This is a genomic window from Alteromonas sp. 009811495 (assembly GCF_028865455.1).
In the GTDB taxonomy this organism is placed as follows: domain Bacteria; phylum Pseudomonadota; class Gammaproteobacteria; order Enterobacterales; family Alteromonadaceae; genus Alteromonas.
Genome location: NZ_CP113972.1, coordinates 3,087,811 through 3,104,511 on the forward strand (window position 1 = coordinate 3,087,811; position 16,701 = coordinate 3,104,511).

Consider the following 16,701-nt stretch of genomic DNA (forward strand, 5'->3'; position numbering starts at 1 on the left):
TTAAACGTTTAACCCATGTAATTTAACGTCTAGCAGATATACTGTAATACTTTTAAGAAGAATTGATTAACGCGTGCCGAAAATCTTATCACCTGCATCACCAAGGCCAGGCAGAATATAACCTTTATCATTGAGTCGTTCGTCAATAGCTGCGGTAAAAATATCAACATCGGGGTGTGCATCAACGACGGCTCGAATCCCTTCAGGTGCCGCTACCAGAAATAGCCCCATAATTTTTGTGCATCCCTTTTTCTTTAATAAATCGATAGTGGCAATCAAAGTTCCACCTGTTGCCAGCATAGGATCAACAATCAGCGCGGTGCGCTCATCAATATTTTTTACAACCTTGTCAAAGTAGGCCACAGGTTGCAGCGATTCTTCATCTCTATACAGCCCAACCACACTTATTTTGGCATTTGGAATTAACTCTAAAACACCTTCTAGCATGCCCAATCCAGCACGTAAAATAGGTACAACAGTAATTTTTTTGCCTTTTATTTGTCTAACTTCTACTTCGTCTCCCGACCAACTGCGTATTTTGGCTCGCTCGGTCGGCAGTGTTCTTGTTGCCTCATAAGTCAGTAAGTTGCCAACTTCTGAAGCAAGTTCGCGAAAGTCTTTGCTGCTTATTTTAGCGTTGCGCATTAAGCCTAGTTTATGTGCAATAAGCGGGTGTGTAATTTCATGAACAGCCATGACGAAGCTCCTGTTGAGTTAAATTAGTAGAACAATACCTCAAGCGACCTTTAGAGATGTTTCTATTTTGCATGACACTTCAGCAGACCTATAAAATCTTGCTCAAAGTATAGACAGTATTTATATTTCATTTAATCTGTATCTACATGGTGTAGTAGAAATCGTTGTTGGTACAAATCTCTACTCTCCATATCGTTTGTATTTTACTGATTTGAGCGTTATTAGAAAGTAGTGCTCTTAGTAAGCCTCTAAAAGATAATCATTTATTACCCTGTTAACAATGAAATGACAAAAGGAAATTGCTTTATGAATTCGCTATCTACGTGCATTCGCCTGATAGTAACCAGTGTTTGTTTGGTGGTATCGTCAAACGCTTTTGCTGACTGGCAGCGCATCACCCCTGATTCAGAAGTTGCCGTAACACTCCCAAGTGGCGCTGAACAAACTGTTTATCCCTCTTGTGCCCTACCTGCACTCGTTGGTCCTCAAGGAATAGAGCCAAACCCGTTTTCATTCTATTTTGAGCAAGGTGAAAGCGATAACCTGTTAGTTTACTTTAACGGTGGCGGCGCGTGTTGGGACAGTTCAACGTGCCTAGCATCGATGCAGTTGGAATTCGACAACGACCCGATGAGTAGAGCTGCATATAATCCTTCTGCGCAATTTGAAAACACACCTGAAGTAGCAGGTGGAATATTCAAAGATGTAGAAGAGAATCCATTCAAGTCGTGGTCAAAAGTATTCATTCCTTATTGCACCGGCGACCTTCACTTGGGCTCTTCTGACACAACATATACTGACGACTTAGGCATAGTAACGGGACTTCCAGGCGCTGACGTCACAATTAGACACCGAGGTCATGATAACGCCATGGTTGTTATGGATTGGCTAAGAGAACAACTACAGCAAAATACGCTTTCACCCAACAAGGTGTTGTTAAGCGGCAGTAGTGCCGGTGGGTATGGCGCAATTTTCAACTTCCCTTATGTGCAACAGCTCTTTGGTCGTAAAAAGGTTGCTCTATTTGCAGATGCGTCTCTTGGCGTAATCTCAAAAGGCTTTACGGAGACTGTGTTGAACTATGGTGGTCCGTGGGCTATTGAGGACACACTACCTGAGAATTTCCAATCGCTTATCGGCAATTTCAGCCACCTTTCGCTCAATAAGCAAGTTATGCTTCGCCTTGCTTATCAATACCCTTGGAATAGGTTTGCGCAATATTCTACCGGTACCGACTTTGTTCAAATACAGTTTTCTAAAATTTCAGACCAAGTAGCAAAAGGTAACGTTGATCCCTCAACATGGGGAGTAAACGAGTCTGATTTGGGTTACATCTTAGGTTGGCAAATTCAAGCACACTCATCAGTGCATGCCCTATCTGCATTCACATGGAACTACCAATTCTATCTGGGAGAAGGTACCTGCCACATGGTACTAAACGACTTCTGTGAGGATAATGCATTTCCGGTCTCGTCACCCAGCCCATTTTACAATGAGCGAAGTGCCAAAGGTATTTCGTTTAACGAGTGGCTATATACATTCGCAACAACAAGACGCTTTAGAGAAAACAGCGTAGCCTACTATCACTAAACTCCACATCGCTACCCTACTTGTAGGGTAGCGCCATCTGGCATAGTTACCTCAATTTTGACATTTCCTCCAACAGCTGCCAAATAGGCAGCAGCGCGCTGCAAAGAAACATCTTGAATACGTTTAGATTCCAGCTTACTGACGCCCGATGCTGTTACTGATAACGCCATCGCCACAACTTCTTGCTTCACCCTGTGTTGCTTTCTAATTTCGCCTAATGTGAGTTCTTTCATTGTTCTTTACCGAGAATAATGGGCATTAAAAAAGCCCAGATAGTTTACACCTTCTGGGCTTTTGCAAAACGTTCTACCTGCGTGCCCAGAAGCCAATAATTGCCCCTGAACACCGATGGTCAGGTGCAATCAGTAATTAAAATTATAAAAATAGCCTGTAGAAACGTTTCGCATGATAATTCTCTTTCTCACAATAAGTGTGGTTACGCAGTGCTCTTTATACGCAGACTGCTTGTGTCATTTATCCTTTACCATACCATCAAAATAAGCAATAGCAACGACTTTCCAAATCGGAAAGTTGATAGGTAATCTGATGCTATACGCTATCCATCACATCTAGCGCCATATTTTGCCCCACTGTGGCCGTTTTAAGACTGGCCAAAAACGTGCTCACATCGTTGCTTCCCTCAGTCGGCGCCCATGCTGCAAAACCTTTATCATCGGTTACCTCATAAGGCCCCTGTTTAACTTCCATAAATACAACAGGTGCATGACACACTGTGGCGTGCCATACATTAGGCGGAATTTCCACACCCGAGCAATCTCTATTGCTACTTAACGTTAAGCGTTCTGAGACAGTGCCTTTATCATCAAAGAATATGAGATCTAATTCCCCCTCTAGCACCATGAAAAACTCCCATTTGTGCATTTGGCAATGACGGTGTGGACGCACATAAGAGTCAGGCATCATAGCAATAAACAAACGCTGCACGACATCTTCATAAGAATCATGCACATTGAGATTCGCTCTGCGCCGTTCACTTTTTGCCGCGTTTTCCAGTAATGCCTCAAATGTCCGTTTATCAAACCGTTTTAACTGCTTCACGTTGTAATCCTGTGTTTAAAAATCTTAGGGCAGCTTTCTAAAACGCACAGCCGCTCCACCTGATGACGCCAGTTTCAGCGTTAGCGTATCTTTGGCGCTAACTTGCTTGTGGGTTATCGACAATGCATAGGGGTTAGTTTCCCAATGCGCGTCTTCACCATCACTGTATATTTGCGCTTCGTAACGCTGGCCTTCGTCTAAGAAACTAAGTGGAATGTCTAGCGAGATCGCGTTCTCGTCAGTAACAGCACCTAAAAACCAATCATCACCTAAATAGTGCTTATGTTGGTTTTCCTTTCTTGCCATGACAATAAAATCGCCTACTTCGCCTTGCAACGCAATACTTTCAGACCAGTCAGTTGGCACATCTTTAATAAATTGAAAAGCATTAGGCTTGGCTTCATAATTTTCGGGTAGATCTGCGGCCATTTGTATAGGGCTGTATAGCACCACGTATTGAGCCAACTGTTTGGCCAGTGTAGTTTGCGGGCGCATTATATTACCTTTACCCCACTCTACGCCGCCATCTTGTTGACGGATGTAATCAAAATTGAAAATACCGGGCGTAAAATCCATAGGGCCTGCAAGCATTCTAGTAAACGCTAGCATAGGAATATGTTCTGGTGGGTTTGGGGCAGCCCAACCCGAGTTATACTCTTGCCCGCGGGCACTTTCTCGAGAGATCCAGTTTGGGTAAGTACGGCGAAGGCCCGTGTCTTTTACCGATTCGTGAGTATTGATAGCAAGCTCATATTTTGCGGCTGTTTTTACGTTGTGCAAAAAGTGATTCACCACGCGCTGACTGTCAGTATATTCATAGCGAACATGGCCTTGGTCATCCTTTACTTTTAGATTTTGTCCGTGTGCAACGTAGCCTGTTTTAATTTGAGAGACGCCTAACTTCTGGTAAAGCGCGAATCCATCCTCCATTTGCGCTTCATAGTTACTAATACCGCCAGAAGTTTCATGATGTCCAATAAGCTTCACACCTTTGCTTTTACCGTACTCTGTAATTCGTTTGATATCAAAGTCTGGATAGCTTTCAGTAAACGAAAAGAGCTCGGAGTTGGCAATCCAGTCGCCATCCCACCCTTTGTTCCACCCCTCTACCAAAACGCCATCAAAACCATTAGCTGCGGCAAAATCCATATACTCCATGGTTCGCTCAGTAGTTGCACCGTGCTTATCTGAAGAGCCCCAAGTAAACTTGTCGATGTGCATTCCCCACCATATTCCCACATATTTACCGGGCTCTACCCAGCTTACTTCTCCCAACTTGTTTGGCTCATTGAGGTTAAGAGAAATAAACGAGTTGGCTAAATCGACGGCTTCATCACCAATCGTTATTGTTCTCCAAGGCGTAGTAAACGAGCCATGCTTTCGAACCAAAACACCATCGTGCGAAGGCGCAAGAGCAGCGGTAAAGCGACCCAACTCTTGTTTATCAAGACTCATACCGGCATAGTCGACAAGTGCCGCTTCGTGCACGGCAACATGAACACCATTTTCATAAGCAACTGTAAATGGCGTGTGGGCTTTGTATACTTCTTGAAGTGGGGTTTTACGATATAGATATTCGTATCGCTCGCGGCCATGAGCAGGGATCCAATACGCCGTTGCCTGATGAGAATTGACAAAATTAAACTCTGTCAGCTCTCGCGTAATTGTCCGTTTTTCATCAGTCACAATTTCATATCTAAAACCGACACCGTCGTTGAAAACCCTGGCACGCACCTGAAAACGATTTTCATTATTGCCATTGTCGATGAATTCAACCACTAATTCGTTGTGGTAGTCACGGATTTGAGTTTGCTCTCCCCATGGCTGTGTCCATGTGGCATCTACGCGATTTCGACTGATTTCTTTAACAGAAAAATCGCGATACATAGGTGCCGCACTTGCAAAAGTAAAACCTAATTTACTTGATGCAAAAAGCGGCGTACCGCGATAGTCAATGCGATACTGCGCGATACTTTTGTCGCTACTAAAGGTGAGTACGATTTTTTTGTCCGGCGATTTAACAACAACTTCGCTGGCGAAAACGGAGGTGGCAGACAGTAAAAGTAACAGGCAAATTGCTCGCATGGACTAACCTTAACATTGTTAATGTTATGTTAGTATCAAGCAATTTGCCTATTTTGCAAGCAATTTCTTAAACGATTAAGATCAACTGATTTAATTACACTTTTATTTTCGCGCTTTTTTCATTCTACGGCTTTGTTCTTGACGCTTTTCTTCACGTTTTTCTTTGCGGTCTTTTTTATCTGGCGTTAACGAGCCAGTTTTAAATTTTTGCTTGCGCTTGGCTTTTGCTTCAGCTTTTCTTGCCGCCTCTTTCGCCATTTCTTCTTTTTCTTGTTCAAGCATCTCTGGCGTTTCTAACGTAATACGCCCCAGTTTTCCCGACTGAAGTTCTTTCAGTAATATCTCGCATATTTTGTGTAAATTAACCCTACCCCCAGCTTGAATTGCGCCGCGATTTTTCGCCGCTGCTTCTAGAAACTCAATTTCTGTGTCTGGCAGTTCATCAAGCTTGTAGCGCTCTTGCATAACTTCTGGGTACGCTTTAATAAGGTAATCAGCCGCGAAAAATCCCACGTCGTCATACTCCATTGCCGTATTTTTTACTGCACCTGAGGATGCTAAACGGTAAATCGAATTTGGGTTTTCTAACTTAGGCCAAAGTACTCCTGGCGTATCAAAAAGAATAATGCCGCTGCCAAGGTTAATCCGCTGCTGACTTTTGGTAACGGCCGGTTCATTGCCCGTTTTAGCAATAATTCGCTCGGCCAATATGTTAATCAAGGTCGACTTCCCCACATTAGGGATACCTGTGATCATAGCCTTAATCGCTTTCGGTTGAGCGTCTTTATGGGCGCAAATGCTTCTTATCATCTGCATTATTTGTTTACTATTACCCGGGTTATCACTTGATGTGGTAATCGTTTTAACGCCGCGTTCTTTTTCTAAACTTTCCTGCCAGCGAGCCGTAATGTCAGGGTCAGCTAAATCATATTTATTCAGAATTTTTATACAGGGTTTGTCGCCACGAATTTTTGCAATTTCCGGGTTTTCGCTAGAATATGGGATACGCGCATCAAGCACTTCTATTAGAATATCTACTTGATTTAACGACTCTTTAATTTCTTTCAAGGCTTTGTGCATGTGCCCTGGGAACCATTGTAATGCCACGGTTTATTCCTATATTTTGCGAGTATTAAGGGGTTGCAACAGCTGCGAGTTAACGCGAAAGTTCATAGACACACATATTGACGGCACTGGCCAGATTCAATGAGTCAATTTTGCCACACCCTGGAATTGTGAATGCTTCTGCGTTGAGGCTGGCTAACACTTCTCTAGGCACGCCTCTCGCTTCGTTACCAAAAAGATAGCACTGATAATCACCAAATGTGGGCGACATTACTTTTTTGCCATTCATGTCTAAGTAAGCAAAGTGCTGAAATCTATCATTCAATGACTCAAGGGGCACATTAAGCTCCATATCAACGTGAAATATAGCCCCCATACTGGCTCGCACTACCTTTGAATTGTAAGGGTCAACACTATTTGGGCTCATCATTAATGTGACGTTGCCAAACCATGCCAACGTTCTTAATATCGTGCCTAAATTGCCTGGGTCTTGTGTTTCATAAAGGTACACATAATAGGTGTTCGCAGAGGTTTTATTGCTTGTTTCGGTGGAGCGTTTTTTCGGTAATGGAACAAGGGCAATAATGCCCTGAGGTGATTTAGTATCGCTCAACGATACCATTTGTTGTTCACTAAGAACTTCAACCTTATAGTTTGTTGAAAGCTTCTTAGAAAGCCAATCGGCGTACTGTGAGGTTGCGTAAAAGGTGATTTCACTCAGACTCAAAAAAGCCTGTTTATCATTAATGGCCTTAATTAACTCAAGTACCAGATGCTCTCCTTCCACCAAATAATAGCCGAATTGAGACCGGTATTTCTTTTGGTGGAGCTTTTTTACATCACTGAGTTTCATTAAACCTGACCTTAAAATCTTTTGCGGCGCAAGTGTAAGCCAAACAGACGAAAACTCAAGTACTGCGTGGTACACAACAAACTATTGTTACGCCTATTTTCGCCCTCTTACATCGGTTATGCGCTGTGGCAACGTAAACATGCTTTTACCCAGCGCTAACGCGTACCCAGGTCCCTCGTTATCAAGCACGTAACTCGGTAAGTAAAACACGCGCGCGTTTTGCTGATTGGTTAGCGCCGCATCAATACGCTGCCACCTGTTTTCGATATACAGTTCATTCCAAGCATGACCAAACGCTTCTAGTGTTTTATCGACCTCCACAAGAACTGAGCCCACAACCACGCGAGCGGGCACATCAAGACCTCTAGCCAACGCTGCGGTCAACACCGCAAACTCTGTACAGTCACCACTTTTACTTTTAGCAACGGTAGAGGCAAACGCAAAATTGTGAATGTAGCTAGGTTCAGTAATATACGTCGACACGTACTGCTCTATGCTTTGCCCAAGCAAATCTGGCGTTGATACCAGATTGGCTTGCTTAAACTGCGTTAGAACGGATTGAACTTGAGGCTCGTCATAATCAATGACAAAGCTGCTCTGGGTGTGCTTATTTATTACCGGCGCATTCGCTACGTAATGTTCATTTAGTGATAGCGTGAGCGTATTACCTGACACGTTATCCACTTGCACACCTTCCCAGCCAGCTAACAAAGTTTGATACTCAGACGGTTTACTCACCACCACTTCAAACTGGATGCTTGACGGTAGGGGTAACGCTTGTTCTGAATGAAGCGTTAATTCGATTTGAGCGAAGGTAGGCGAGCTTTGCCCATGGGCAACACTCGCAAGTAGCCACAACACTAACGTATATAAACGCATCATAACGCTGTAGGTTTACCAGAAACGAAAAGCGGTTTTATTAACATGGAGACAGGCCCGATACTCATGGTAGCAGATTGCATTATTAGGTCATCGTTGGCCTTATACTTTACCTCAAAACCTTCCATATCAGCCTTATACAGATGTAGACCATCCTGCTGCCCCTCTTTCAACATCGTTGTCGTTGTGGGTGCTGTTGGGTCGGTATCGGCAGACCAAGTTACATACGTGGTGGTTTCTTTGTCAGTCTTATTCAGTTCGTCAACCACTAAGTAAGTACCAAAGTTAGAGACAAACTCACCTTGATATTCTAACTGTGCAGAAATGGGCTTACCTTGTATTTCGCCTTCAACGGCCCATACACCTTCAGATGCCGATAACGATAGCGACGAAGACATTTCGCTGTTCTCTACCGAATAGGTATAAGCATTTATTAACTCGCCATCAGCATAACTCCATGAACGCGTAACAGTATCTGTTGTAGCAACATTGTTTGCATCTACAGGCAAAATCATTGAAAGCGCTTCTCTGATTTCAACATCACCATCAGCATCTTTAGTGAACTTCTCAACCGCAACACCAACCAATTCGTTATTCATATATACCGAATTAACTGAGTTAAAAAACGGTGTTGCATGAGCGCTTTTATCCGTCGCATTAACAAACGAGGTAAAGACATCCTTAAAGGTTTCGCGATAGCCAATTTCGTTGTGTAGACAAACTTGAAGACCATTAGGAGACTCGGCGGATAACCCCTTCATTAAACCTGTTAACTGCTCTGCACCTGTTCCCAGGTTATAAAGCACCTGATAATCAAGTACTGCTGTATCGGCAATATTTTCCACATTTAGTGAGTAGTTGTACTGGCTGGTTAGTGCTCTTTTGTGCAATGTAGCGATATTCTCTGTCGCATACTTCATCATATTAACAAGTGAATTTGCGGGGCCATCGTAATCTTGAAATGCCCAACACTCCACTGGGGTTTCAGTGCCGATGTCAACGATGTAATACCAATACGTATCGGCTTTCTCTACATCAGACCACTTTCCCAAAATTGCAGCGCTTAGCGGAAACTCTGCAAGTGTAACATTCGACTTTTCAGTAATTTTCACTTCGCGTTTCACCGCGTCGTTGAACCAGCCAGGAAGCTGTTCTTGTGAAATATAATCTTTCGCTAGTACTGGGGTTACACTGCACACCAGTGCCAAACCCATTAATGATGCGTTTACTTTTTTCATTGTTATTTTATTCCTTTACTCGTCTTCCACTACGTATATTTCACCATCGTAAATTCCCTGCACGGTAAGCTTTTGACTCGCTAACGCCTGCAAGTAATCAATATGAGCTTGCTCAATTTTTTGTCCCGGTACAATCAGTGGGATCCCAGGAGGATACGGCGTGATTAAACCAGCGGCAGTACGCCCTACACTATTTTGCCACGCTATTGCCTCGCGCTTGCTAAAAAACGCTTTCGAAGGTAAATCGTCCAAATGAATGGGTGGTATATCAGCCGGCAGAGGGCTTTTGCTTTTACGCTTACTTAAGTTTACGGCACCATCGTCTAAACGCTTTAACGCATTATATAGTCTTACTATCTTAGAGCGCATGCCGCCCAGCGTTAACAACACCAAGATTGTACTGTGCGTAAACTTTTCTATTTCAAGACCCACTTCGTCCATTAAGAATCGATGAATTTCTTGGTTGGAATAATCCAATGCGGAAACATCAATGAGGATTTTAAGTGGATCATGACCAATGTTATCGCTTTCGAAGTGCGAGAACATTGTGGCAAAATCTTGTGGACTTAACACCCGCAAACGCTTGAATTTAGCCATTTGGGCTTTTAACTCAGCCACATTGCTCAACAACTCATTGAGAATTTTATACCCTTCCATCTCTAACTGTTGACGACAGACGTCTAACGAAGCAATGAGTTGATACTTTGGCGAAGTACTGGTGTGTATTGCGAAGACCTCTTTAAAGAAGTCTTTGTCGAAGTCAGGATCATTGACATGAATGAATGACGCCTGAGAAAACGCAGAAACTACTTTGTGCGCTGAATGCGTGATGTAATCAGCGCCAGCCGCAATAGCTGAATAATCACGCAATGCTGGGTGAAATAGCGAATATGCAAACCAGGCTTCGTCAATGAAAACCTTAATGCCATGTTCATGCGCAAGTTGAACCACTTGCTTTAAGTCGGTGAGCAACCCATCGTACGTACAACCGGTAAGAACAATGAGTTTTGCATCAGTATTTTGCTCTATAAGGTTTTTAATTTGCGCCATGCGCGGCGGTGAAAAAATACCATACTCTGGGTTAAACACACTGTCGAGATACACTGGCATTGCGCGCGCTTGAATAATGCCGTAGTGCACAGATTTGTGACAATTGCGATCGGCTATAACTTTATCACCCTCTCGCAGCAACGTTTGCAGAATTATTTTATTCGACGTTGAAGAACCGTTAGTGACAAAGTAAGAATGACGCACTTCAAATGTATTTGCCACAGCAGCCTGCGCTTTACCAATAGCATGTGTGCCGTCAGATAGTGATCCCAATGAGTCCACACTCACCGAAAGGTCACTGACAAACACGTTGCGTCCAAAGAAGCGGTAAAAATCGCTGATGTAAGGAGAGTTTCTAAAGCTCGCACCGCCGCTGTGCCCTGGTGTATGCCAAGAGTCGTTTGCTTCTACAACATAATCTTTGTACTCAGTCCAAAACGGTGTTTCATTTCTATCATCAAAGTCATTAATGATGTAACCCAGTATAGATTCTGGGTCTGAGATAATGTCATTGCGATAAAAGAATGACTCTATACCGTTGGCCTGATTAACGATGTCCAGTCCTTTAACCGCATCACCCAATACATAAACCGGTAGCTCAGGGCGTATTCGTTTGATGGCATCAATCACACGAGCGTTGTTTTGAATAACAGCACCTTTGTCGTCAGAGTCAGCAACCTGACTAACGAGTTCGTGTTCTTTTGCTACCACGTCCCAGCTAAACACAACCGCTTGAATGTCTCCGTCGTCACGCACAAACTGTAACGCTTTGGCTACCGCATTTGCCTCTATCAGACTTATTTCTACATCATCACGATCAAAATACGTGATGGTATTGCTAATACTTGTGGTGATTTGCTCAAGCAAATCAGCGGCATCTTCTATAACAAGAATTTTCAAATGAGGGCGCATCAAACATCCGTGATTAGTTACTTAGCGCATGGCGCTAACGTGGTTACCAAAATTAGAGTGTAACGCTGAATTTCATGTTGTGTGAAGTTTTCATTTGCTCTATCACCATTATAAATCGCACTTTATTACTTTCTCGAAGTGGGCATTTTACGTTGTGTATAGGTATGATAGTGGCCCTTTTGAGATTTGCCCTTTGTCACTTACTAAAATGGAGCTAAAACACAACATGGCTTTCGATTTAAAAATAGAAAATGATATTGCTGTAATTACCTTTGACGACGGAAAGGTAAATGCGGTTGGCTTCACGCTAATAGAACAACTTAACAACGCATTAGATGAGGCCGAACAAAAAGCGAATGCCGTGGTGCTTCACGGCGGTGAAGGTAAGTTCTGTGGTGGCTTCGATTTGTCGGTAATGAAAGCTGATGACAAAAGCAAACAGCTTGAACTTGTTCAAGCTGGCGCTGACCTTATCGTTCGCCTATACAGCTTTCCATTACCTGTGGTGGTTGCAGCAGAGGGTCATAGTATCGCGATGGGTGCCATTTTATTAATGGCAGCAGATTTGCGCATTGGTAAAGATGCAGACACCAAATACGGCCTTAATGAAACCGCAATTGGTATGGTATTGCCTCCTTTTGGTATGGAGCTAGCAAAAGCAAGACTTGCCAATACATGCCAAACAGAAGCGCTGTTATTCTCTCGTATTTATGACGGTAAAGAAGCGGTCAAAGCAGGCTTTCTGGATGCAGCCGTACCGCAAGACCAAGTACTGGCAACGGCGCTAGGTTATGCAGACAAGCTTAAGATGCTGCCACGTCAGGCTTTTGCAGAATCTAAGATGCAGTTAAGGAAAGCCACTCTCGCTAACATGAAAGGCTAGCTTTAATTGAAATAGCGCGCTAAGCCATAGCAGGCAAAACCGAAGAGGCCTTTGCCATCTTAGCCTAGCGTGCTGTCATAACACCCTTAAAACACGCCTTTAAAACACACTTTAGTGTCGAATGGGGCCACAACGCTGTTCAATGTCTTGCTTCAATTTATTGCGAAGCCCCATCTCAAACGCCACTTCCGCTAGTACAAACAAGGGACCAATTGCCAACCCCATAATGTCGTCAACGAAAGCAGGCTTTTTTCCTTCAAAGTGATGGCCCACGAATTGAAGCGCCCAACCACCCACAAAAATACCTAGCGACACAGATAACCAAGAGATAACACCAAGCGCGGCAACTGATTGAGCAAAGTACACCATAACGGCGGTAATTAAGGCCATTACTGAACCCAGTTTTTTATCGAGCTTAAAATAAAATAGATTTCCAATAACCCATACTGCTATAGCGGGGCTCACTATAGTCTCGCCCAAAAGCGGTACATCCGTTAAAAACGCAGGCTTACTTAAAAGACAAAACACCGAAAAGACAATAAGTGGTATACCCGCATAGTGGGTATATATATTTCTCTGATCTCTATGATAATGGCCGTATTCGCCGAGGTATTGCTCTAATGTCTTCATAAGTTGTTACCACATTTCACATATTGAGCAATAAGTGTATGTCTGCTTTTGCACTTAAACTGTCGCCTAAAAGACATTTCACCATTTTTGAAAACACATTAATTCTCACCAAGCAAAATAGTTAGACTCCGAACTATTTTTCGGTTTTTACTTGGGTAACCAAAATCCTTGATGACAATATCTTATTTACCGCAAAATTTAACACTAGCCGCAAAACCTAAAAATAACCATTAAAAATCAAAAAACTACATTAAAGACAAGATTAAAAAAAGCGTTCCACACATCAGTTAATAAACTTATCAAGTTGAAAAATTAGTTAGAGCACTATACAATTTATTTTTATTGAACAGTCAATCAAAATAAATTAATCAAATATTAAATGATTTTGACAGACTAAGTGCTTAACTTTTAAACACATATTCATGAAACCGTAGTGTTTGTTGTGTTTATAGAAAGTGTCTCGATGATTTTAAGTAAACAGCGTTAGGAGTTTTACATGGCATTACCGACTTATCAGAATTTCATTCATGGCAAGCCGTTGGCAAATAAAAACGGAGAAACCTTCGCTGTTACTAACCCCGCAACAGCAGAGGTGATTTATCACGTCGAAATTGCTGATGAGTTCATTCAACAACAGGCAATAGAGAGTGCGAAACAGGGCTTTGCTGCTTGGTCTGCCATGATGCCTGTTGAGCGCATGCGTATTCTTAATAAGGCGGTTGCGTTGTTGAGAAGTCGTAACGACGAACTCGCTAAATTAGAAGTGCTAGACACGGGTAAGCCTATTCAAGAAGCAGACTGCGTTGATATTGAAACGGGTGCCGATGTTATTGAGTACTACGCAGGTCTCGCGCCAACACAATTAGGAACACAGCAAGGTGTGGGCGGTGACTTCTTTTATACGCGAAAAGAGCCGCTAGGTATTTGCGCTGGTATTGGCGCTTGGAACTACCCCATTCAAATAGCTTGTTGGAAATCAGGCCCTGCATTGGCGGCAGGCAATGCATTTATATTCAAGCCTTCTGAAGAAACGCCAATGGGCGCTATGAAACTTGCAGAGATATTCATAGAAGCAGGTGTTCCTGCTGGTGTATTTAACGTAGTCCACGGCGCTGCAGAAGTGGGTCAATGGCTAACCTCACACCCTGACATTGAAAAAATCTCGTTTACCGGTGAAGTCGGTACTGGCAAGAGGGTTATGCAAAGTGCTGCAGCGACAAACCTAAAAGACGTTACCATGGAGCTTGGCGGTAAATCGCCATTGCTCGTCTTTGAAGATGCCAATATTAGTCAGGCGGTAAGTGCCGCGATGCTAGGCAACTTCTACACCCAAGGCGAAATTTGCACAAACTGTACGCGCGTTTACGTACAACGTTCTGTATATCAAAGATTTATCGATGAGCTAAAAACACGTACCGAAGCGAACATCATCATTGGTGATCCCCTTGACCCCAACGTCAATATGGGGGCTCTGATCTCACAAAAGCACCAAGAGTTGGTACTAAATTATATCGATAAAGGTAAACAGGAAGGTGCCACATTACTTACTGGCGGACACGCAGTTTCACCTGAATCAGCCCCGAACGGGTTCTTCGTCGCCCCTACTATCTTTACTGACTGTACGGATGACATGACCATTGTTAAAGAAGAGATATTTGGCCCCGTCATGAGCGTACTCGTCTTTGATGACGAAGATGAAGTGATAACACGTGCAAACAACACAACACTTGGGCTTGCCGCTGGAGTATTTAGTCAAAATATTCAACGTGCACACCGCGTCATTCATCAGCTTCAAGCGGGAATTTGTTGGATTAATGCTTACGGTAACTCACCTGCTGAAATGCCAGTTGGAGGCTATAAACAGTCCGGTATTGGCCGAGAAAACGGCGTAGAAACACTCAACAGCTATACCCAGACGAAGTCAGTCTATGTCGGTATGGTTGATATTGAGAGCCCGTTTTAAGGAGTAGTTTTACTAATGACATCACAAACATTTGATTACATCATTGTAGGTGCGGGCTCTGCGGGGTGCGTACTGGCAAACCGTTTATCCGAAAACCCTAAGCATAGCGTACTGCTATTAGAGACGGGTGGTTCAGATAAAAGTATCTTCATAAAGATGCCCACTGCTTTGTCTATTCCAATGAACACCGACAAGTACGCATGGCAATTTCACACTGAAGAAGAGCCCTACCTTAATAACCGAAAAATGCACTGCCCTAGAGGTAAAGTGTTGGGAGGTTCGTCTTCAATCAACGGCATGGTTTATGTTCGAGGGCATGCAAAAGATTTTGACGAGTGGGAAGCCCACGGCGCTAAAGATTGGAACTACCAAGCTTGTTTACCCTACTTTCAAAAAGCCGAAAGTTGGTACAAAGGAAATGATGCCTATCGCGGCGGTAACGGTGAAATAGGCGTTAACAACGGTAATGAAATGAAAAACCCGCTTTACACTGCTTTTGTAAAGGCAGGCGAGCAGGCTGGTTACGACATTACTGCTGATTACAACGGTCGCCAACAAGAAGGCTTCGGCCCCATGCATATGACGGTAAAAAATGGTGTTAGAAGTTCAACCAGCCGTGAATATCTCGACCCCGTAAAATCGCGTAAGAATTTAACTGTAGTAACAGGCGCACTCGTGACCAAAGTGCTTCTTGAAGACAAAAAAGCTACTGGCGTTGAGTACCAAGTAAAAGGAAAGACGCATAACGCAATATCAGGTAAAGAGGTAATCTTAAGCGCAGGTTCTATTGGTTCTCCCCATATACTGCAACTTTCAGGTATAGGAGAAACTCATGCCCTTAATGCTGCTGGGATAGAGGTCAAACACCACTTGCCTGGTGTTGGACAAAACTTGCAAGACCACTTGGAGTTTTACTTCCAGTACAAATGTAAACAACCTATTACCCTTAATCGCAAGTTGGGGCTTATTTCAAAAGGGCTTATTGGGGCTCGTTGGTTGCTTAATCGCTCAGGGCTAGGTGCGACCAATCATTTTGAGTCATGTGCATTTATCCGTTCAAAGCCTCAGGTCGAATGGCCTGATATTCAATATCATTTTTTGCCGGCAGCAATTCGCTATGACGGTAAGTCGGCGTTTGACGGCGATGGATTCCAAGTGCACGTAGGCCATAACAAGCCTAAGAGTCGCGGTAGCGTAACCATTCAATCATCAGATCCTAAAGTGCCGCCAAAGATAGTGTTTAATTATCTACAGCATAAAGAGGATATCGAAGGATTCCGCGCCTGTGTGCGTCTGACTCGCGAAATAATTTCGCAATCGGCATTTGATGATTTTCGCGATGGTGAAATTCAGCCTGGAGAGCACATTCAAAGCGACGAAGAAATAGATGCGTTTGTTCGTGATGCCGTAGAAAGTGCATACCACCCGTCTTGTTCTTGCAAGATGGGAGAAGACGATATGGCGGTGGTAGATTCTGATACCAAGGTTCATGGTATTAAAGGCCTAAGAGTTGTCGATTCATCTATATTCCCAACCATTCCAAATGGCAATCTAAATGCCCCCACCATTATGGTAGCGGAAAAAGCAGCAGATATTATCTTGGGAAAGCCGAGGCTGCCTGAGCAAAACGTCAGTGTTGGACTAAACGCCAATTGGCAGACCGCGCTGCGTTAGGAAATAAAACGTGAAACACCATTAAAGTCGAGCATTTACACCAGTGTTCTACCTACCGGGTAGGTCACCCTGTGCAGTGTATTATCGTGCGATTAGCAAGGTAATTTGGGCACAATGTTTATAA

At 43.4% G+C, this 16,701-nt stretch carries 14 protein-coding genes; 4 read left to right on the forward strand and 10 right to left on the reverse strand.

What is annotated here, in order from left to right:
* Window positions 1-66 precede the first annotated feature (66 nt).
* Window positions 67-696, reverse strand: a complete 630-nt coding sequence (gene upp, locus OZ660_RS14070; protein ID WP_274741328.1) for a uracil phosphoribosyltransferase — start codon at window positions 694-696, stop codon at window positions 67-69.
* Between the two features lie 306 nt (window positions 697-1,002).
* Between upp and OZ660_RS14075 the strand changes: the two genes are divergently transcribed.
* Entirely contained in the window at window positions 1,003-2,286 is a 1,284-nt protein-coding gene (locus OZ660_RS14075) for a pectin acetylesterase-family hydrolase (protein ID WP_274741329.1), read from the forward strand.
* A gap of 11 nt (window positions 2,287-2,297) precedes the next feature.
* Here OZ660_RS14075 and OZ660_RS14080 read toward each other — a convergent pair whose 3' ends face one another.
* The 8 genes from OZ660_RS14080 to OZ660_RS14115 form a co-directional block, all read right to left on the reverse strand.
* Window positions 2,298-2,519 carry an XRE family transcriptional regulator gene (locus OZ660_RS14080; protein WP_159627131.1) on the reverse strand — a complete coding sequence of 74 codons (222 nt, stop codon included), beginning with the start codon at window positions 2,517-2,519 and terminating at the stop codon, window positions 2,298-2,300.
* A gap of 316 nt (window positions 2,520-2,835) precedes the next feature.
* Complete coding sequence (locus tag OZ660_RS14085) at window positions 2,836-3,345, reverse strand: WbuC family cupin fold metalloprotein (protein ID WP_274741330.1); 510 nt, start codon at window positions 3,343-3,345, stop codon at window positions 2,836-2,838.
* 24 nt (window positions 3,346-3,369) lie between these two features.
* On the reverse strand, window positions 3,370-5,430 hold the full coding sequence (locus tag OZ660_RS14090; protein ID WP_274741331.1) for a glycoside hydrolase family 97 protein: 2,061 nt from the start codon (window positions 5,428-5,430) through the stop codon (window positions 3,370-3,372).
* A gap of 102 nt (window positions 5,431-5,532) precedes the next feature.
* On the reverse strand, window positions 5,533-6,537 hold the full coding sequence (ylqF, locus tag OZ660_RS14095) for a ribosome biogenesis GTPase YlqF (protein WP_202262125.1): 1,005 nt from the start codon (window positions 6,535-6,537) through the stop codon (window positions 5,533-5,535).
* Between the two features lie 49 nt (window positions 6,538-6,586).
* Window positions 6,587-7,348, reverse strand: coding sequence for a TrmH family RNA methyltransferase (locus OZ660_RS14100; RefSeq protein WP_202262126.1), 762 nt, complete (start codon window positions 7,346-7,348; stop codon window positions 6,587-6,589).
* 93 nt (window positions 7,349-7,441) lie between these two features.
* Window positions 7,442-8,230, reverse strand: a complete 789-nt coding sequence (locus tag OZ660_RS14105; RefSeq protein ID WP_274741332.1) for a transglutaminase-like domain-containing protein — start codon at window positions 8,228-8,230, stop codon at window positions 7,442-7,444.
* Window positions 8,227-9,465, reverse strand: a complete 1,239-nt coding sequence (locus tag OZ660_RS14110; protein WP_274741333.1) for a hypothetical protein — start codon at window positions 9,463-9,465, stop codon at window positions 8,227-8,229. Before OZ660_RS14110 ends, OZ660_RS14105 begins: the two co-directional genes overlap by 4 nt.
* A gap of 15 nt (window positions 9,466-9,480) precedes the next feature.
* The gene (locus tag OZ660_RS14115) at window positions 9,481-11,427 is read right to left on the reverse strand and encodes an aminotransferase class V-fold PLP-dependent enzyme (protein ID WP_202262129.1); all 1,947 of its coding nucleotides are present in this window, start codon (window positions 11,425-11,427) and stop codon (window positions 9,481-9,483) included.
* 226 nt (window positions 11,428-11,653) lie between these two features.
* Between OZ660_RS14115 and OZ660_RS14120 the strand changes: the two genes are divergently transcribed.
* Window positions 11,654-12,310, forward strand: coding sequence for a crotonase/enoyl-CoA hydratase family protein (locus tag OZ660_RS14120; RefSeq protein WP_202262130.1), 657 nt, complete (start codon window positions 11,654-11,656; stop codon window positions 12,308-12,310).
* Window positions 12,311-12,421: 111 nt separating this feature from the next.
* Here the strand turns inward: OZ660_RS14120 and OZ660_RS14125 are convergent, their stop codons facing one another.
* Window positions 12,422-12,940, reverse strand: coding sequence for an Mpo1 family 2-hydroxy fatty acid dioxygenase (locus tag OZ660_RS14125; RefSeq protein WP_202262131.1), 519 nt, complete (start codon window positions 12,938-12,940; stop codon window positions 12,422-12,424).
* 496 nt (window positions 12,941-13,436) lie between these two features.
* On the opposite strand from OZ660_RS14125, the gene betB reads away from it, so the two are divergent.
* The gene (gene betB / locus OZ660_RS14130) at window positions 13,437-14,903 is read left to right on the forward strand and encodes a betaine-aldehyde dehydrogenase (protein ID WP_274741334.1); all 1,467 of its coding nucleotides are present in this window, start codon (window positions 13,437-13,439) and stop codon (window positions 14,901-14,903) included.
* A gap of 15 nt (window positions 14,904-14,918) precedes the next feature.
* Window positions 14,919-16,577: a choline dehydrogenase gene (gene betA, locus OZ660_RS14135; RefSeq protein ID WP_274741335.1), complete on the forward strand. Its 1,659-nt coding sequence runs from the start codon at window positions 14,919-14,921 to the stop codon at window positions 16,575-16,577.
* Window positions 16,578-16,701: the final 124 nt, after the last annotated feature.